The 19,578-nt window shown below is 39.5% G+C and carries 16 protein-coding genes; 9 read left to right on the forward strand and 7 right to left on the reverse strand.

What is annotated here, in order from left to right; genetic code table 11:
- The first annotated feature begins 123 nt into the window (after positions 1-123).
- The 6 genes from L659_RS0102080 to L659_RS0102105 all read left to right on the forward strand — a co-directional run bounded on the left by L659_RS0102080 (position 124) and on the right by L659_RS0102105 (position 9,097).
- On the forward strand, positions 124-1,617 hold the full coding sequence (locus L659_RS0102080) for a peptide MFS transporter (protein ID WP_024589437.1): 1,494 nt from the start codon (positions 124-126) through the stop codon (positions 1,615-1,617).
- Between the two features lie 147 nt (positions 1,618-1,764).
- Positions 1,765-4,509, forward strand: coding sequence for a metallophosphoesterase (locus L659_RS0102085; RefSeq protein WP_024589438.1), 2,745 nt, complete (start codon positions 1,765-1,767; stop codon positions 4,507-4,509).
- 303 nt (positions 4,510-4,812) lie between these two features.
- Positions 4,813-5,859, forward strand: coding sequence for a 4-hydroxyphenylpyruvate dioxygenase (gene hppD / locus L659_RS0102090; RefSeq protein WP_024589439.1), 1,047 nt, complete (start codon positions 4,813-4,815; stop codon positions 5,857-5,859).
- Between the two features lie 136 nt (positions 5,860-5,995).
- Positions 5,996-7,309 carry a fumarylacetoacetase gene (fahA, locus tag L659_RS0102095; protein WP_024589440.1) on the forward strand — a complete coding sequence of 438 codons (1,314 nt, stop codon included), beginning with the start codon at positions 5,996-5,998 and terminating at the stop codon, positions 7,307-7,309.
- Between the two features lie 143 nt (positions 7,310-7,452).
- On the forward strand, positions 7,453-8,616 hold the full coding sequence (locus L659_RS0102100) for a M23 family metallopeptidase (protein WP_024589441.1): 1,164 nt from the start codon (positions 7,453-7,455) through the stop codon (positions 8,614-8,616).
- Positions 8,606-9,097 carry a bactofilin family protein gene (locus L659_RS0102105; protein WP_024589442.1) on the forward strand — a complete coding sequence of 164 codons (492 nt, stop codon included), beginning with the start codon at positions 8,606-8,608 and terminating at the stop codon, positions 9,095-9,097. The genes L659_RS0102100 and L659_RS0102105 overlap by 11 nt, the downstream gene beginning before the upstream one ends.
- Before the next feature lie 3 nt (positions 9,098-9,100).
- Here the strand turns inward: L659_RS0102105 and L659_RS0102110 are convergent, their stop codons facing one another.
- The gene (locus L659_RS0102110; RefSeq protein ID WP_024589443.1) at positions 9,101-9,574 is read right to left on the reverse strand and encodes a hotdog fold domain-containing protein; all 474 of its coding nucleotides are present in this window, start codon (positions 9,572-9,574) and stop codon (positions 9,101-9,103) included.
- Positions 9,575-9,757: 183 nt separating this feature from the next.
- Between L659_RS0102110 and L659_RS0102115 the strand changes: the two genes are divergently transcribed.
- The 3 genes from L659_RS0102115 to L659_RS0102125 all read left to right on the forward strand — a co-directional run bounded on the left by L659_RS0102115 (position 9,758) and on the right by L659_RS0102125 (position 12,129).
- A complete protein-coding gene (locus tag L659_RS0102115; RefSeq protein WP_024589444.1) occupies positions 9,758-10,957 on the forward strand; it encodes a multidrug effflux MFS transporter in 1,200 nt (399 codons plus the stop codon).
- Positions 10,954-11,598, forward strand: a complete 645-nt coding sequence (locus tag L659_RS0102120; RefSeq protein ID WP_024589445.1) for a LysE family translocator — start codon at positions 10,954-10,956, stop codon at positions 11,596-11,598. The genes L659_RS0102115 and L659_RS0102120 overlap by 4 nt, the downstream gene beginning before the upstream one ends.
- A gap of 66 nt (positions 11,599-11,664) precedes the next feature.
- Complete coding sequence (locus L659_RS0102125) at positions 11,665-12,129, forward strand: methylglyoxal synthase (RefSeq protein WP_002958191.1); 465 nt, start codon at positions 11,665-11,667, stop codon at positions 12,127-12,129.
- A gap of 19 nt (positions 12,130-12,148) precedes the next feature.
- Here L659_RS0102125 and yegD read toward each other — a convergent pair whose 3' ends face one another.
- From yegD to L659_RS0102155, 6 genes are all read right to left on the reverse strand, one after another.
- Positions 12,149-13,513 (reverse strand): molecular chaperone, encoded by a 1,365-nt coding sequence (yegD, locus tag L659_RS0102130; RefSeq protein ID WP_024589446.1) that lies wholly within the window; start codon positions 13,511-13,513, stop codon positions 12,149-12,151.
- 62 nt (positions 13,514-13,575) lie between these two features.
- Positions 13,576-14,418, reverse strand: coding sequence for a DNA ligase (locus L659_RS0102135; protein ID WP_024589447.1), 843 nt, complete (start codon positions 14,416-14,418; stop codon positions 13,576-13,578).
- 33 nt (positions 14,419-14,451) lie between these two features.
- On the reverse strand, positions 14,452-15,108 hold the full coding sequence (locus tag L659_RS0102140) for an HAD family hydrolase (protein WP_024589448.1): 657 nt from the start codon (positions 15,106-15,108) through the stop codon (positions 14,452-14,454).
- A gap of 76 nt (positions 15,109-15,184) precedes the next feature.
- Positions 15,185-15,499, reverse strand: a complete 315-nt coding sequence (locus tag L659_RS0102145; RefSeq protein ID WP_024589449.1) for a hypothetical protein — start codon at positions 15,497-15,499, stop codon at positions 15,185-15,187.
- Positions 15,500-15,604: 105 nt separating this feature from the next.
- On the reverse strand, positions 15,605-17,872 hold the full coding sequence (locus L659_RS0102150; protein WP_024589450.1) for a TonB-dependent receptor: 2,268 nt from the start codon (positions 17,870-17,872) through the stop codon (positions 15,605-15,607).
- Between the two features lie 407 nt (positions 17,873-18,279).
- Positions 18,280-19,575, reverse strand: a complete 1,296-nt coding sequence (locus tag L659_RS0102155) for an IS4 family transposase (RefSeq protein ID WP_032826755.1) — start codon at positions 19,573-19,575, stop codon at positions 18,280-18,282.
- Positions 19,576-19,578: the final 3 nt, after the last annotated feature.

The following is a 19,578-nucleotide window of genomic DNA, read 5'->3' on the forward strand; positions in this document are numbered from 1 at the left end:
ATCATTATCTTAGCTACAAATAATATACTGATGGTCGAGCATTTTAGTGGTTACAAATTCTAAAATAGCTAAAGCAAAAAATTATAAGGCCATCATAACAATACTTAAAGTTAGGAAGTAAATATGAGTTCAGCTCCAGATAGTGGTTGGTTTGGCCACCCTAAAGGACTTTCAACATTGTTCTTCACTGAAATGTGGGAACGAATGAGTTATTACGGTATGCGAGCTATGCTCGTATTATTCATGACAGCAAGCTTACAAGAAGAAGGTTTAGCCTTTACTGTTGCCTCAGCTGCTGCAATTTATGGTTTATACACAGGTGCGGTATACTTTTTAGGTTTACCAGGTGGCTGGCTAGCAGATAGATTGTTTGGTGGTCAAAAAGCAGTTTGGTATGGCGGTATAATCATTATGATTGGCCATATTATTTTGGCTATTCCACATGATTATTCTTTCTTCATTGGCTTAATATTTGTAGCGACAGGTACTGGTTTGCTAAAACCAAATATCAGCGCAATGGTCGGCCAACTATACAGTGATGCTGATGAGCGTCGTGATGGCGGTTACGCTATTTACTACATGGGTATTAACTTAGGTTCTTTAATTGGTTACTACGTTTGTGGTTACTTTATGGAAAACGTAGGTTGGCACTGGGCGTTTGGTGCAGCCGCTGTTGGTATGGCTATTGGTTTGGTGCAATATAAGCGCTCACTTAATAACTTACCAGAGCATAGCGCTTTACCAGCTAATCCATTAGGTCCTAAAGGCACTTCTCGCGCATGGGTTGGTATTGCTGCGTTTGTAATTGCAGCTGCTGCAGTTACTACGGCTGCAATGACCGGCGCAATTGTAATCAATCCAACAGTGGTTGCAGGGTACGTAGCTGTTGTATTTACTATTATCTTTTTTGTTTATTTTGGTGTTATTTACTTTACAGGTAAATTAACAGATGCTGAAAAACAAAGAATGTGGGCACTATTTTTAGTCTGTATTGCATCTGCATGTTTTTGGTCTGGCTTTGAACAAGCGGGTTCATCATTAAACTTATTTGCTCGCGATTATACTGACCGTCTTATTGGTACTTTTGAAATCCCTACAACGTGGTTTCAATCATTAAACTCACTGTTTATTATTGCTTTATCGCCATTTTTTGCAGCGCTTTGGATTAACTTATCTAAAAGCTTAGTGTCACCTAGCTACAGCGTTAAGTGTGCAATTGGTTTAATTATCATGGCATCAGGCTTTTTAGTGATGTTTATGGCAGCTCATTACGCAGCTGAAGGCTTAAAAGTAGCGCCTTACTGGCTTGTTACTACGTACTTTTTACATACTGTGGGTGAGCTTTGTTTAAGCCCTGTAGCATTAAGTGCTGTAAGTAAGTTATCGCCTAAACGTTACACAGGTCAAATGATGGGTGTATTTGTATTAACTTACTCAATCGGTAATATTATTGCAGGCTTACTTGCTGGTAATTTCGATCCGAATAATGTTGATGAAATTCCTAACTTATATTTACAAATTGCATTATTTAGCATTGGTGTTGGTGTTGTTTTAGTACTAATGACCTTTAAAGCTAAAGTATGGGAAAAACAAGGGTTAGAAGAGAAAGCCTCTTAATTATTGTTTATTTTTAATGTAGCAATATAACCTAAGACAATTCCTCCATAGCTCCTATGGGGGAATTTTTTATTCAACTTTGCCCTGCTCCCGTTAACTGATATTATGTCCTGATTGGTTATTGAATAGACTCAGGGACATCCGTAGATGCAATCGTTAACGATATCACGTGTTATTATATTTATATTTCTTAGCTTTATTTTAACTGCCTGTGGTAGCGGCGATGAAGTGACGGTTAATCCAAACGATCCTGTTGAGCCTGAACCAAGCAAATTAACACTATCAAGCGCTAATGGTTTAGACGCTACATTAGACGAAGGCAATTTTATATTTAATGCACCTTCCAGTGCTATTTCTAGTGATGTAGAGCTTACCTACGAGAAAACATTATTAGATGAGACGAATATACAACAAAATATAATTTCTGATTTACATGCACTTACGCCCTCCACGCTTACTCTTTCAAAACCTATTACCATTACAATAAAAATCCCTGATGACTATGCATTAGGCGGACAACTGTTTATCGCAAAGCAATCGGGCGCTAATTGGGACACAGTTACAAATTCAATCGTTTTAGATGGATTTGTTAGCGCTCAAGTAACAACATTGGGCACATATGCAATACAAATGCAGCGCAATGAAGCTTTCGCAAATATCGGCCCAACTTGCGATGCTAACGCAACAGAGCAGTCAGTAAGGTTTGTCCACGTTGCAGACTTACATGCTCGCTTTGGCTATGAAGAGCAATATTTCAGTCGTATAAAAGCCTACTACAATCAAGTAGCAAGCCAAACCCCGCACACCTTATTTACAAACGGTGGTGACGACTATGAAAAAGGCACTGTTGCTGAGCAATTATCACAAGGTACTGCAACAGAAGAAGCAATTAAAGCAATGCAGTTTGACCTACGAGTCGTTGGAAATCATGATTATGCTTGGGGCCCAGAAAAATTACTAAGTTATTCCCAAGACGAGAATGCAATCGTACTTGCTAGTAATACTCGTTATGAAGCAGAGCAACTACAAGATTTTGCAGGCGTAGGATTTGCAAAAGTACAGGTAGGGTGTATTACACTTGGTGTGTTTGGCATGACTTCTGTGCCGTGGAATGAGCTAGATGAACCAATTCAAGATGATCCGATCCCTGATTTTATTAAACAATTTAAAATGAGCTGGCAATGGCAACAAATCGCACAAAGCATAGTAAACCAATACAGTGGTGATGTAGATTACATGATTATGTTGAGCCATTTAGGTGTAGGCTTAGATACTGATATGGCAACAAACGTACCCGGTATCGACTTAGTACTTGGCGGCCATACACACGGTGGGGAAAGCTACACAACCCTTGATAACGGCGCTATTGTTTTACAACCGGACTTTTACGCTAAAGGTATTACTGACTTAACGCTTAATTTTAATTTAGCTGATAAATCATCTCCAGTTGTTGATTACAAAACGATTGAAACCGATACAATTGTTGAACGTGATGAGACAACAAAACTAGCAATAGATGAGATAATGGGGCGTTATGCTCCCGATGCAGAAACTGAAATAGCTATTTCTGAAAACTACCCAACTGATGCGCAGCTAGCCGAAATCACCGCCTTAGCCGCAAAACATTCAAGCACAATTAGCGCAGCATTACTTAATCCTGAACTAGTACAAAAGCGCTGGACACCTGGCACACTTACTCAAGAAGACTTCCATAAAGCTTTTTACGTAGAAAGGCAGCCATCAAATACGCCAGGGTTTAACTCTATTTATAAAGTAACAGTATCGGGAAGCGACTTAACAACGATGTTTGCAAGTCAACCAGATTGGTTTTTACTTAAACCTGAAGATATACAACCTACTAATAATTACGAAGTTGCACTATTTAAAGGGGCAGCTTTAAATCCTGATTTATTTTTTAATAGTGTTACATTCTCAAACGTAGAGCCAATAGCCGAAGCTTGGTGGCTACTTGATAAATATGCACGTGCCAGAACAAGTCAGTGCCTACACCTTGACACTGACACCGAACTTTATTCATGCAACAACTTAGCAAATGTAACCGTATGGAATTTTGACGATACTAACAACCCGTTAGCTGCTGATTTTGGACCTTCGATACTTAGCTACTTTGATCCAGATGAAACAAATTGGGGCACTGCAGAGACACAATATAGCACCACTACTCAATTAAATATTGATGATTTAAGTAATGGTCCTTCAGGTGTTATGGCGTTTTCTCGCCACGCTCCAACAGAAGGCTTACTTATTGACTTAAACACACCAGCAAATGGTGACTTTGCAAATGAAGGAATGGTGTCTGACTACACTTTGGTAATGGATTTATACTGGCCCGCAGAAGGTAAAGATATTTACCGTGCAATTATGCAAGCCAATACAACTGATTATCTTAATGATGATGCCGATATGTTTATTGACCCAAGCGGCGGCTATGGGCAAGCAACTAGCGATAGCGGCTATTTTGGCAATACACAACCCGACTCTTGGCATCGTATAGCTTTTGTATTTTATACAGCACCAACCAATGGGGTGTTTGAAGTCTATATAGATGGAGAACTTGCTGGCGTAAAAGAGGATGGCGAAATCGATAGTCGCTGGGCACTCAATCAATCTGTATTACTTTTGACAGATAACAATTACGAGACAGTACCAGGGTACTTAAACTCGCTGCTTTATGCAGGACGTGCTATGACCAGAGATGAAATTAAAAGTATGGGCGGCGCACAACAAAAGTTGTCCTTTGAGCAACCGACGCGAGTGTTAAATCAAACGATTGAACGTCACTATCAAGCTGCGCCAGCGATAAAAACAAACCAATGGATCGAGCAACGTAACAAGTTCTTTGGTGGCAACTCTAAAAGTGTAAACAATTAAATACATCCAAGCTTTTTCTTGTTCATTCTAAAAGGAGGCTTCACGCAGGTGAACCCTCCTTTTTATTGTTTAAAAACAACACATTAAGAATAAAAACCACTATTCAACCCTATGCCATATAACTTCATTTTACTTAACTGTATTACAAACACGTAACTTTATAATAACCGTCCTATAAAATTTACACATACACTACACACTAAATAGTGCCCCCCTCTTCCCCAAATCAAAAATCTGGTTGATTATCTACTGCAATATGACAACAACACATAATCGCAGTGCTTAATTGCGGGAGTAATAATAATGAGTGAAGTAAATAACTATTTAGGTTTAGTCGGTATTGAATTTACCGAGTACGCAACACCTGATGCTGATTATATGGATAAAGTATTTACTGATTTTGGCTTCTCTAAGCTTAAAAAATTCAAAGGTAAAGACATTGTTTATTACAACCAAAACGATATTCATTTTTTACTGAATAACGAGCGTGAAGGTTTTTCTGCAGAATTTGCTAAAAGCCATGGTCCTGCTATTTGTTCAATGGGTTGGCGTGTTGAGAATGCGCAAAAAGCATTTGAAACTGCAGTAGAGCGTGGTGCAAAACCAGCCACTGATTCAACACATAAAAACATGCCTTACCCTGCAATTTATGGCATTGGCGACAGCCTAATTTACTTTATTGAAAACTTTGGCGACAAAGGCACTATTTACGAAAGTGATTTTGAAGACTTAGAAACGCAAAATGTTGTAGAAGATAAAGGCTTTATCCGAATCGATCATTTAACCAATAACGTTTATAAAGGCACCATGGAAAAATGGGCTAACTTTTATAAAGACGTATTTGGTTTTACAGAAGTACGCTACTTTGACATTAAAGGTCAAAAAACAGCGCTTATTTCGTATGCACTTAAATCGCCATGTGGCACCTTCTCTATTCCAATAAACGAAGGTAAAGGTAACGATAACAACCAAATTGATGAATACCTTGGTGAGTACAACGGCCCAGGCGTTCAACATTTAGCGTTTTTAACAGATGACCTAGTAAGTTCTCTTGATAAGCTTGATAAATCAACAATTGCAACGCTCGATATTATCCCTGAGTACTACGATACTATTTTTGACCGAGTACCTTGGGTTGCTGAAGACAAAGAAAAAATTCGTCAGCACCAGATACTCGTAGATAGCCAAAGTGAAAATTGTTATTTATTACAAATTTTCTCTAAAAACTTATTTGGTCCAATCTTTATAGAAATGATCCAACGCGTTGATGATGGTGGCTTTGGTGAAGGTAACTTCCAAGCATTATTTGAATCAATCGAACGCGACCAAGAGCGTCGCGGCGTTTTATAAAATATTTGAGTAAATTAAAAGCAGCGAACTTCGCTGCTTTTTGTCGTTTTAATATTTAAAAAGTATGGCGCCAAGTACAAGTATGATTAAATAAACTATACCTTGTCGCCATACAGTAAAATCCAAAGGAAATGTAATGAGCCTAATTAACGAAACCCACGATATTAATTTAACCAGCTGGGTAGAGTCAGCTAATGTTGATAATTGCGACTTCCCTATTCAAAACTTACCGTTTGCAGAGTTTCGCCGTAAAGGGTCTGATGAGGCCTTTCGTGGTGGTGTTGCAATTGGTGACCAAGTAATTGATTTAGCAAAACTGAGAAAATTAAATGTTTTAACAGGTGACGCTAAAACAGCCGCTGATGCAGCAAGTGAAGCAACTCTAAATACATTTATGGGTTTAGGGGGGCAGTATTGGTCAGCACTTCGTTTAGCGCTTTCAAAAGCACTACGAGCAGGTTCTGAGCACCAACAAGCGCTTAGCGATACGCTTGTAGCACAATCTGACATAGAGTTTTCTTTGCCTTGTCGTATCGGTGATTACACCGACTTTTACACTTCTATTTATCATGCTACAGCTGTGGGTAGTTTATTTCGCCCTGATAACCCATTACTACCTAACTATAAATGGGTACCTATTGGTTATCATGGTCGCTCTTCATCTATTGACGTATCGGGTCAAACATTTCATCGCCCTAAAGGCCAAACTAAAGCGCCTGATGCAGAAGTGCCGTCATTCGGTCCTTGTAAACGTCTTGATTACGAATTAGAACTGGGTATTTACTTAGGTAAAGGCAATGCACTGGGCGATGCAATCGCTATCGAAAATGCAGAAAACCACGTATTTGGCTTTTGTGTATTTAACGACTGGTCTGCCCGCGACCTACAAGCTTGGGAATATCAACCGCTTGGTCCTTTTTTAGCTAAAAACTTTGCCTCAACTGTATCGCCTTGGATTGTTACAACCGAAGCGCTAGCGCCTTATAGAACAAGCTGGACGCGTGATGAAAACGATCCACAGCCTATGGACTATTTAGAGTCAAAAGCGAATCGAGACCAAGGTGCTTTTGATATTCAAATGGATGTTAAAATCCAAACGCAAAAAATGCGTAGCGAAGGCCATAACCCAACGCGTGTATCAACATCTAGCTTTAAGCACTCTTACTGGACTGTGGCACAAATGGTTACTCACCACACAGTAAATGGCTGTAACTTTATGCCAGGTGACATGTTAGGTTCGGGCACTCAGTCTGGTCCAACGCACGAAGAAGCGGGTTCTTTACTTGAACTATCTCGTGGCGGTAAAGAAAAAATTACGCTAAGCAATGGCGAACAACGTAGCTTTTTAGAAGATGGCGATAACGTTATTATGCGCGGCTGGTGTGAAAAAGAAGGCTATGCACGCATAGGTTTTGGCTCTGTAGAGAGCACAGTACTGCCTACAAAGTAATACGAGTATTAAAAAAATGATTAAAAGGGCTGCTTACTAAAAGCAGCCCTTTTTTATTAATTTTTGAACAGTTACAATTTTTTTCTAGCTTTTTTAACTCAAATTGCTATCTTAATTCGGTTAATAGCCAGTGTTTATATGCCATGTCAGTATTTATAAAGTCTTTTTATCATAAATTTTTCCCAGCTCGTCAGCTACTTATTCGCCAAAATGGCGAAGTTAAGCATGTTGTTTTAGCCTCTTGGTTTCAACTTTTTGTAGCATCGCTTATTTTAGTCACTTTTATTTGGCTGAGTATTTCGAGCTTTCGTGTTTACACACAAACTAATAAAATATCTGATATAGAACAAAGTCAAATAAACAAGCAAACACTTTGGCAACAAAAAGTCAGTGAACAGCAAGCCCTGCAAGCAACGCAGTTAGAGCAACTTGCGATACTTGAGCAAAAGCAGGCGCTACTGCAAAGCATGATAGAGTCCCTTCCCGCTTCGATTAGCAAAGACGTTATTAAGCTTGATTCAGATCTTGACGTGCCAATCAATGAAAGCAGCAATGAATTTCACGAACCATTAGTCGATGAAAATCCAAAAAGTAAGCAGGCGCAGTTAATAGCTCCAATTCCATTCGCAACAAGAATTGCCAATTTGAATAATCATTATGAACAAAGCTTTAACTTTTTAGATAACCAAATTAGCGAACGTCACCAAGCTATTTTAGCTATGGTTAAAGGCGCAGGAATTGAGTCAGCGCTTGAGCAACACTTAATATTAAGTGCCCAAACAACCGCACAAGGTGGCCCACTTGATACATTTAACGAAACAAAAATTCCAAGCCACTTTTTAGCCATCGTTGATAAGTTATTAGCATTAAATAATTTAGAAAACTTTTTAACTGAACTACCAAACACCCTCCCCTTAGCTAAAGCTAAATATTATATTTCGAGTAGTTTTGGTCTTAGAAAAGATCCAATGAATAGTAATCATGCCTTTCATAAAGGAATTGATTTAGCCGGTTGGCATAAAACCGAGATATTTGCCCCAGCAGACGCTGTAGTGCTTCGTGCCGGTCGCAATGGTGGTTATGGTAACTTTATTGAGCTTGAACATAAAAATGGCTTAGTGACTCGATTTGGACACTTAAATAAAATTAAAGTAAAAAAAGGTCAGTTAATCACTAAACATGACGTAATTGGTTTAATGGGCAGCACAGGCAGAAGCACAGGCACGCATTTACACTACGAAGTATTACTTAACGGTAAACAAGTCAATCCTCTAAAAATAACAAAGGCGCTTTCTCGTGTTTGGTAGAAAAAAACAAAAAACAGTTAGCTCTAATTTAAAAAGAGTAAATCACACACCGTCTATTATTTCTGAAGACGTACGCCTTACAGGCACTTTAGTTAGCCAAGGTGAAGTACAGCTTGATGGCCGTATTGATGGCGATATAAAAGTGGAGCATTTAGTTATTGGCTCAACGGGTGTTGTTGAAGGTATTGTTGAAGCTAAAAGCGTCATTGTTAAAGGCAAAGTTATTGGCTCAATTAATGCTAGTGAAGTAAAGGTACAAAGTGGCGCTCATGTTCATGGCGATGTGTTTCACGATACATTGAGTATTGATGCAGGTGCAGTAATTGAAGGCAGTTTAAAGCAACGCTTTGAAAAAGAAGAGCCTGAACTAATTTCGAAAGAGCTTAAACCCGCAAAAGAAGTTAAAGCATTGTTGAAGGAAGATGGCAGCGACTTATCGTTTGTAAATAAACAAGCCGCTGATAAAACTAAATCAAGTTAAGCGCTACTTTTTCTCAGTAATGTACATGGTAATATCTGCAGTGAAAACAAGCTCATTGCGGGTATTATACAGTTTAACCGGTACTACTAAGTCTTCTTTATCAATCCACTTATGCGGTAAATCAATTTCAGCGACTGCTCTTACATCTGTATCTACTTTAGCCAAATACCTAACTGTCATCCCTTTTGGGATCCAACGATGCGTTTTAACTGGCACTGTTGCATCAACCATTACACCTGCACACAATTCAGCTAAGTTACACTGCGCAATAGCATGAATAGTTCCAATATGATTATGAACGCTGCGACGATTTTTAACCAACGCACTACAATGCCCTTCTCGAAGGTCGAGCACGTAAGGTTTCATTGAACCAAAATATGGCGCTTTAAAGCAAACAGCTTTAGTAAAAAGCCAATTCCCAAAAGGTAGGCGCTTAAATTTATGCCATGTTTGTACAAGTGCAGATTTATTACTCATTATTATTTTCCATCAACAGTTACTTTTTTCAAATTAACACATCAGACCAGTTTTAAAAAGTGCATTTACGCTGCCTTTTTAGCTTAATCCAATCAAAAAATAAAAATGACAACCTATGCAGGGGTCATAAGCCCTTTCTTTTTTACGAGTGCCCACCTAAAATACTCGGCAAAAGGAGACTCAATGCAAACACAGCCCGCTAAACCTAATATGACTTTGTTACTTATCCTAGCGTTACTCGTTATATTTTGCCCTATGGCAATCGATATTTACTTACCCGCTTTTCCTACTATTGCAGAACAATTTGCAGTTACAGAACAACAAGTTCAACAAACCGTTGCTATTTTTATGCTAACAGTAGGTTTAGGCCAATTAATTGCGGGGCCTTTGGCCGATAGGTTTGGCCGAAAGCCAGTGGCTATAGTGGGTATAAGTTTATATGCAGGATCAGCATTACTTGCCTATTACTCGCCTTCTTTTGAAGTATTGATGATTGCACGTGCTCTTCAAGGTTTTGGAGCCTGTGCCACATTTGTTGTCGCATTTGCGATAGTGCGTGACAAATATGGTAGTGAACGAAGTGGACAAATGATCACTTACCTTAACGGGATTGTGTGCTTTATTCCGGCAATGGCACCTATTTTAGGAGCTTGGCTTACCGTACAATTTGGCTGGCGTATGAACTTTATGTTTTTAACCGCGTTTGCCATTGTAGGCCTTGTTGTTACGCTATTCTTTTTTAGAGAAACTCGTCCTGCTGATAGCCATTATCAGGGGCATATTTTAGATTTACGTCGCTTTACACCGATTATTAAAACACCGGTATTTTTGTTTAATAGCCTAATTTGTATGGTCTCAATGTCAGCCATATTAGTGTATGTGACGCTCGCACCAGGCTGGCTTATTACACATTTAGGCGGCACCGTAGCCGACTTTACTTTTTGGTTTACGTTAAATGCCGTAATAAGTATTGTCGCAAGTTTTATTTTACCAACCTACATTAAACGAAATAGCCAACGTGCTTTGCGTGTCGGTGTGAGTGTACTGGTTTTTTCAGGCATTTTAATGCTAGCCTTGAGTCATATAGAAACGGCATTTGCGCTTATGTTGCCTATCTTAATTGCTGCATTAGGGTTTGCTTTAAGTTTAGGCTCTGCAGCAGGAATGTCTCTGTCTAGCTTTCCTAAACAAGCAGGCACAGCCTCTGCATTACTCGGTGCTATGCAAATGAGTGGCGCGAGTATACTTGTCGTTTTAACCCAATATTTAGGGCTAAGCACACCGTGGTTGATTGCTTTTCACTTATTATTGCTAGTTCCGCTTTGGCTTATTTTAATGAGCAAAAAAGCACATACTTTACACCCAGCTAAAAGTACTCAATGATCAATCCTGACTTTCTAGTCTCATTTTTATTAGCCAGCTTTTTAATGGCAGTAGCGCCTGGGCCATCAAATGCATTTTTGATGGCGCAAACATTTGCTAATGGTCGAAGTGCTGGTATGCAAAGTGCTTTTGGTTTTGCATTAGGTGGGGTTGTTCATACGCTATTTGCTGTTGTAGGCCTAAGCGCAGTCCTAAAAGCTTCCCCTAGTGCCTATGCAGCAGTGCAATACGCAGGTGCAGCATACTTATGCTATTTAGGGTTTATGATGATTAAAGGCACGCTAAAGCAGCCAGAGCCGACACCTGATGACAAGCAAACCGATAAACCGCATATAAGTACCAGTAAAAAAAGTAATGTCATGTTTCAGGCCATGATGACTGAAGTATTAAACCCTAAAGTAGCATTATTCTTTATTGCATTTATTCCACAATTTGTAGATCCAACGCTTTCATCGGCTACTTTTCAGCTCGCGTTTTTTGGCTTACTTTACCCTCTTTTTGCTTTTCCGATTGACTGCACGTATATTTATTTTGGCGACAAAATTGCACAGTTTTTTAGACGTAACCCAAATAGCCAACTTTGGATTGATAGGATCACTGGCATTGTATTTATTGCCCTTGCTATCAATCTATTATTTTAACTAACCTGCACTTTGGTTAAGAGATTTATTCTTCCGAGTTTAGGTTCACCAATAAAAAGAATTAGCATGGAACAAAAAACACAATCTCTTCCCGCACAAAAAAATATTGCTTTAGTGGCACACGATGGTAAAAAAGCAGCACTAAAATTATGGTGTGAAAAGCACAAAGAAATACTAAGTAAGCACACTTTATATGGCACAGGTACTACGGGGCATTTAATTCAAAAAACTACGGGGCTTGATGTAGTTCAGCTTTTAAGTGGCCCTATGGGCGGCGATCAACAACTTGGCGCTAAAATAGCAGAACATGAGATACATGTTTTAATATTTTTTTGGGACCCATTGGCATCACAGCCTCATGACCCTGATGTTAAAGCGCTGTTGCGTTTAGCTGCTGTTTGGAATATTCCGGTGGCGTGTAATGAAGTGAGTGCAGATATGTTATTAAGCTCACCGCTTATGGACGTAGAGCTTGAACGTACATTGCCAGATTACGAAAAATACCTCGCAACCCGACAAATAGATCTTTAAACCTCAATTGTAATCTAGGCTATTTATAAAGCATGCTGGCCCATTTAGTCAGGCCAGCGGTTACACTACCAAAGTGATCCCCGTTAACCATTTTTATATCGCCTAAGTGCTCACTTAAAGCCGCTTTAATCAATGGTGATTGTGCACTACCGCCTGTTAAATAGATAATGTCTGGCGTGGTCGCAGCGTCGCTGATTGCTTGTTTTGCTAAAGTAACTATTTGGCTAATACTACTCTCAACGGCAACAGCTAAATCGCTTACTGATACATTTTTATTCAGTCCACTATCTAAAAAGCTTAAATCACAATCAAACGCACTAGCTGATGAAAGTGCTATTTTAGCCGCTTCACCTTGTTGCACTAACTGATGGCCTTGCTTGTTTTGCTGTAAATGTATTAAGCGCTTATAAAGCTCAGGTGCACTTACATCACGTAATTGTGCGTTTAGCTCTCGGGTATGGCTTTCACTATAAAATTGGCTTTGTAAGTTTACATCGTTAATTTTACACGCTTGCCAAAACGCTTGATTAGGCAAAGGTAGACCTGATTTAAACGTACTGCCTAAACCCAATAACGGCATTAAACCATGAAAGCTCAAAGCAATATCTAAATCATTTCCGCCAACACGTTTACCACTGTGAGATAAAAAATCGCTATCGCGCTGACTATTTCCTCTAAAGCTTGGGCCCATTTGTACAAATGAGCAGTCACTTGTACCACCACCAATATCAATAACGAGTACTTTTTGATCCTGAGTTAAATCACTCTCGTAGTCGATACCCGCAGCAAGTGGCTCATATAAAAGCTCTACGTCTTTAAAACCAGCACGTTTAGCAGCACGCTCTAAAATACCGACCGCTTGTTGATTTGATTGCTCACCACCCACAGCTTGAAAGTTTACTGGGCGACCAATTACTGTTTGTGTAAGTGTTTTACCTAAAGAGAGCTCAGCGCGTTGCTTAATTTTTAAGATCATCGCGGTTGCGATATCTTCAAAAAAGTTAATTTGACCTTGCTTTAAACCTGTTGCACCAAAAAATGATTTAGGAGACTTAACAAAATAGCCTTCTTCAGGAAACTGCACGTACTCGCTAATCGCTTCACGACCAATAAATAATGTTTCATCTGAAGGTTGTAAATCAAGGTCTGACTTAATACGAGGTAAGGTATTTAATAATGCTTGGCGCTGAGTTAAAAAGTCATGCTCATGGGCAGTGCCATGTAAATGCTTAGCAACAAAATCAACAACCAACGCGCTGTGATGAGTGTAAAGTGTAGACGGTAAGTAATGTTTTCCTTGCTCTAGCGGTACTAATTGAACATTACCCTCGCTCATTACACCCATAGCACAATTAGAACTACCGTAATCAAAACCTACAAACATACTTCACCACACATTACCAAAAAGGCCGCGCAATTTAGCACACTTTGTAAAATTTATAAATGTTATAAACTATCTCTGACCCGTAAAAAACTGGCAAAACGCGGTAACCCATTTTTTGTAAAGCCATGAAATCGGTACGTTACAGTACTACCAATCTCCGGTGGAATGGAGCGCTGTGCATCATTAAACCCAGTACCAATAGAGAATACCTGCCCCTGCGCTGTTTTTACCCTTAATGCCCCTAACATACCTTGATATTTACCTTTGCCTGGTAAGTGCGCAATTACAACCGCTTCTGCATCTAAATAAGGTTTTAATTTTAGTAATGCATTACTTCTTCCATTGCTGTGCTTCGCGCTGGCCAAATGAAGCATTACGCCCTCGCCGCCCTGCTTAGTTATGTTCTCAAAATACTCTGTAAGCTGCTCATTATTTGTAAAGCTATATTGAACTACAGCACTAATGTGCGGCGAGTTTAGGCTAGTAATAAGCTCATTATAGTTTTTATAGCGAGTGCTAAAAGGCAGATTTTTATCTGGAATATCAAATACTTTATAAGTAATAGTTTGCCAATCATGATTATTAGGTTTTTTAGTTCTGACTATGCCACTAAGCGCAGAAAAGTGCTCACGTTTAGTCCACAGCTCACCATCAAGCCATACATTTGGCAATGGCGCTGTAAACCAACTTGGCGCATTGATAATATTACCCTTACGAGTGACAAACTGCGTGCCGGTCCAGATAGCTCTTACGCCATCATATTTTTCACTGACTAAATATTTACTTACATCATAATGCTTAGTTTCGTCATATACTTTAGCCAGTAAAACAGACGGTTGTGCTGCACTTATGCATTGCGTAAAAAGTACAATAACAATTAAAAGCAGGTGTTTAATAGTAAACATTGGCGCATCCAAGCAAGTAAAAGTTGGCTTAAACTATAGTTGAGATTGCACCCATTGCCAAAACTCATCTAAGTTACTCATTTTATAAGTAGCTAGGCTAAAATCGTGATCTTTAGTATGGCTATTGGCAATGGCTACAACACGTAACAAAGCATTGTTGGCCGCCGTAACGCCGGTAAATGTATCCTCAACGGCTATTGCATTGCCTGCCTGTATATTTATCTGCTTAAGTGCCAGTAAATATGGGTCTCCAGCAGGTTTAGGATTAGTTACATCGTCTTTTGTTACCACCGTGTCAAACAGCTCATAAAATCCTAAACCTTTAAGTATTGGCATAGCTTCACTTTTAGCACTGCCCGTTACTAGCGCCATTTTTAAGCCACTCGCTTTTACAGCTTTCAACGTTTGCTCAGTAAACGGCATTAGTGGTGGTAAATGTGTTATTACATATTCGCCAAATAAACGGTATTTTTCATCCGCTAAAAACTGTGCGCTTACTGATAAGTTATGCTCTTGCTTAATCTCTATTGCAGCTTCTAAAGTGGGTCGTCCTGAAAAGCGCTGACAAAAATCACTTTCTAAATAACTAACACCATAAGGCTTAAGTAGTTTACTCCAACATACAAAGTGCATGCTTTCTGAATCAACTAATGTGCCATCCATATCAAATAATACTGCTTCTAATGTCATCCTCATTCCTTATTTAACTTGAGCTAAATTTTGACAATAAAAAAAGGCGCCTTAAGCACCTTTTATATAAATACAGTTATTGCGTTAAGCCTGCTGGCGGCTCACCCGTTGCTTCTTCACCCGTTGCTTCTTCACCCGTTTCAACATCAACAAGCTCGTAGCCACGCGTTTTACGTACAACTTTAAGTACTGGTTTATCAAATGCAGTTTTTAAACGCTCAGAGTCATCTTTTAACTCATCTAAGGTTGTTCCAAAAGGGGCTGCGCCAGTTTCTGACCAGTTAGTTACTTTACCATTTAGGTTATATTCTACTTCATGTATTTGATATTGCGCTGCTTCGTCTTTTGTTGCTTCACAAAAAATTACACGGTAATTCCAAAATCCAGCCATCTTTTTATCTCTTTAAATTAATTAACGCTACTTTACCAGCTTTATAAAAACATAAAAGCCTGCACAAGGCAGGCTTTTAAAAATTAATATAATTTAAGGTTATCTCTAGAAGAAGTTAACTTTAAATTCAGCACCAACATAACGCTCTTCGTTAACAATACCTGTATTGTTATTGAAGTCTACAGCACCAATAACTTGTTGTTCGTCAAATAAGTTACGAACAAATGCAGCAACTTCGTATTCGTAATCGCCTTCAGACCATGTGTAACCTGTACGAAGACCTGTTTCAATAAGCTCTTTACCTTCAAACTCTACTGATTCGTAAAGGAACATATTGATTTTACTGCGATAAGAAATATCACCGCTTGCGAAGAAGTTACCATCGGCAAGTTCTTTAGTGTAGCGAAGCGTAAAGTTAGAGATCCACTCAGGAGCATGCGGTAAGCTATTACCATCAAGTACAGCAAGACCAGAACCATTAATTGGGTCAGTTACAGTACATTGAGCACAAACAGCGACAGCTAAATCGTTATCTTTAATTTCTGTTTTATTGTAGCTTAAGTTAAACGTTGCATTAAACTCATCGCTTAATACCCACTGCGAGTCTAACTCAAAACCATAGCCAGTCGTTTTATCAGCATTAACTAAACGGTTAAAGTTAGCACCACCGCCTACAGCAGTAAGCTGTTGGTCGTCCATCGTGTAGTAAAACACAGTAGCATTTACACGGCCTTGGCCGTCTAGCACGTCTGATTTAATACCTGTCTCGTACGATGTTACCGTTTCTGACTCAGCTGTTGTTACGTCATCACCAAACAAAATACGACCTTGTAAACTAGGTGCGCGGAAGCTATTTGCTACACGGCCGTACCAGTTAACATCGTCGTTTACTTTATAGTTTGCAGATAAATCCCAGCTAACATGGTCGTCACTAACATCACGCTCTACAAGTAATGCACCGCCACCAATTGGGCTAAGTGTACGATCAGCTACAAAATCTTTATCATCATCAGAATAACGAAGGCCCGCTGTTACTTTTAAATCATCTGAAAAAGTATAATCTACAGAACCAAATACAGCCCAAGCTGTAGTATCTTGCTGTTGACGAACATAGCCATTTAAAGCACCTGCATTAGGTGTTGAGAATGTATCGTAGCTGAAGTTTTCAATCGTTAGCTCTTCATCAAAGTAAAATACACCTACTTGATAATTTAAGTCACCATCAAAGTTACTAGATAAACGTAGCTCTTGCGTCAACTGGTCGTGATCTGGAATGCCATCAGCACTTTCTGAAGAGAAAGGGATAAAACCAGGCCCCATGAAATCTGGAATATAAGAAGCACCGTAACCGCCGTCGATGTCAGCGCGAGAATATATTTCAGCACTTTCCCATGCAGAAATTGAAGTGATTGTGTGATTTTTAAGTTCCCACTCAAGCTTTAAGCTTGCACCTTCAGATTCTACTTGTTGAGTAGAACGAGATGCTGCATCTTGATAAACAACATCACTTTCGTAATTATCTACTAGCTCGTTAGTACCCGTTTTAATTACATTTGCACGAAAGGCAATTGGCGAGCCATCTAAATCACGTGTGTGATAGTTTAATAAAGCAGTAAAATCATCGCCTTCATATAAAAACTGAACACGTGCCGCTTTTTCAGTGTAACCACCTTGCTCGTCTTTAGCTTCAAAGCCTGGAGCTTGGTTATCAATGTAATCGTCTTTATCTTGCCATAATAATGAAACACGAGCAGATAAACGGTCAGTTAAAGCACCACCTACAGCACCACTTGTGTCTACAGCGCCACGGCTACCGTATGAAACAGAGCCATAACCATCAAACTCTTGACTTGGTTTAACAGTATCAAACTTAACAAGGCCAGCCGGCGTGTTACGTCCAAATAAAGTTCCCTGTGGTCCACGTAATACTTCTACGCGCTCAACATCAAATACTGGGAAGCCTTTTAAAATTGCATTTTCTTGAACGACTTCATCAACAACAAGTGATACTGGTTGTGATGCATTCAAATCGAAATCGGTATTACCTAAACCACGAACGTAAAAGCGTGGGAATGAACGACCAAATGAAGATTCAATAGATAAACTTGGAATTTTCGCATTTAAAAAACGAATATCCATACCAGCTGAGCTATACGCATCAAGGTTATCACCTTGTAGAGCAGATACTGCTACTGGTACTTCTTGAGCGTTTTCTACACGTTTACGAGCTGTTACTTGAATAACTTCTAGTTGATTACTTTTTTTAGCTGTTTTTTCTTCAGCAGCTAAAGAAGAAAATGAAGTACCTGCTACTGCAGAGAACAACGTTGCATTGATTAGGGTAGCTAACGTAGATCTTTTCATTGCTTTCATGTTGGGTTTAACCTTTTTTGTGCACTCTTGTTCAACGGTTTTTTGTGTTGCGCAATGTATTCATTGCGGGCTCGTTCAATTTTTCGCGACTTGCGTCATGCGCGCGGACCTTATTACCGAGAGTACAAAAACGATGTTATAAGGCTGAACGAACGATTAAGATTATACCATTGTGTGACAATTTTACTGCATAAATATAGACATAATTAGAAACTTTTTTGCAACATTTAACTACAAAACCACGTGTTTTTATCACTATTTAGATGCAAAATCCCAATATTAAGGACATATGTCCTTTATTGGATTTAATAAAATGGAGTAGGAAGAAGGGATTGTTTTACATGTTAACCTAAAATAGAAACACCTGTGTTTTTATTAAAAGCCGCCCAAGAGCTAACACCATTCAGTTAAGCATGCTTTGACTTAATGGTGTACCGAGTTTTTGAAATTCGAACGGTCCTACTTTTGGGCCGTTTTCTTTTTTCTGGAAGAATATAACGTTTCACTCGTTCTCGCATTGCCCTTAATTTCTTTGGAATTGAACCTGGCGAAGCGATGGCACACCAGAGTATTTCATCCTGTATATCCCGCAAAGCCATGACAAAACTAATTCTCAGCGGGGAGACTTTAGCCTCTTTGGCTATTCGACTTATCTCTACTCGAATTAAATTGTAGGCTAGCAATATACCCCATAGCTCTTGATTGACTCCATCCACAGTCTGACTACGCAAAAGAATACTATCCTCAAGCATCTGGTGTTTTATTTCTCCATAGCTATTTTCAATTTCCCAGCGCTCGAAATAGACATCAAGAATGGCCTGTGCACCAAAAGCCTGTTTATCATCCAAAGAGCACAGCAGACCTTTTATTTTTCCAGGCCCCATTGGCTCAGGATAAAGAACCAGTCTGGCCTGCCAGCACTCAGGAAGCGAAGGGTCTTGTTTTCTGGCATGCGCAGATACACTCATCTCTACTTTGAAGTCATGCTCAGAGTAAGATTCAATGACGGTGTATTGCGTGTTGCTTTTAATCGGGACCATCCAGTGCGACTGTGGGTGTTGCTTACGCCAATTAATCAGTAGCTCAGCGCTGAGATAACATCGGTCAAAAATAGTTAGACTGTTATCACTTACATGACCAAATAACTGCTTTGCGTAGTTCACCTCACCTTGATAACTGGGCCCGAAGGCAACGTGGTGTATCAACCGGCTACGCAAGGAGCTTAAGGCGCATAGGCGTACAATAGGATATTCTGTATGACGGTTTTTACTGTGCTTAATATAGTGAAAGTGCTCAGCAAGAGCAGGTGTATCAGGTGCACGAAATTGCGTTCCATCAACAGAAAATAACCGGAGTCCATACCACGTATCATCAGCATCTTCTTCTTGTGTCCAACGGGCTGCACATAGGTGAAATAAGGCTTGGAGGGGGTCGCTACTCAGGCGCTGTCTCGCTTGAGGAATAGCACTTGGAGCAACCGTATCGCCCAGGGTATCAGTGAGTGTTAAATCTAACTTCTCAACAACGTCACTAATAGAGCGGTCGCGAAAAAGACCCATTGCAATGATAAGCCAGACGACAAGCTCAGCAGGTAACTTACGTTTGCGAATACTTGCTTTATCGGTCTGCTCGAGCACATTAGAAATCCACTCAAGAGGGATATGTTTCTGAAATGTAGATAAAGAGTCAGGAGTGGCGAATATATC

The sequence above is a fragment of the Pseudoalteromonas sp. S8-8 genome (assembly GCF_000497875.1).
Classification (GTDB): Bacteria; Pseudomonadota; Gammaproteobacteria; order Enterobacterales; family Alteromonadaceae; genus Pseudoalteromonas; species Pseudoalteromonas arctica.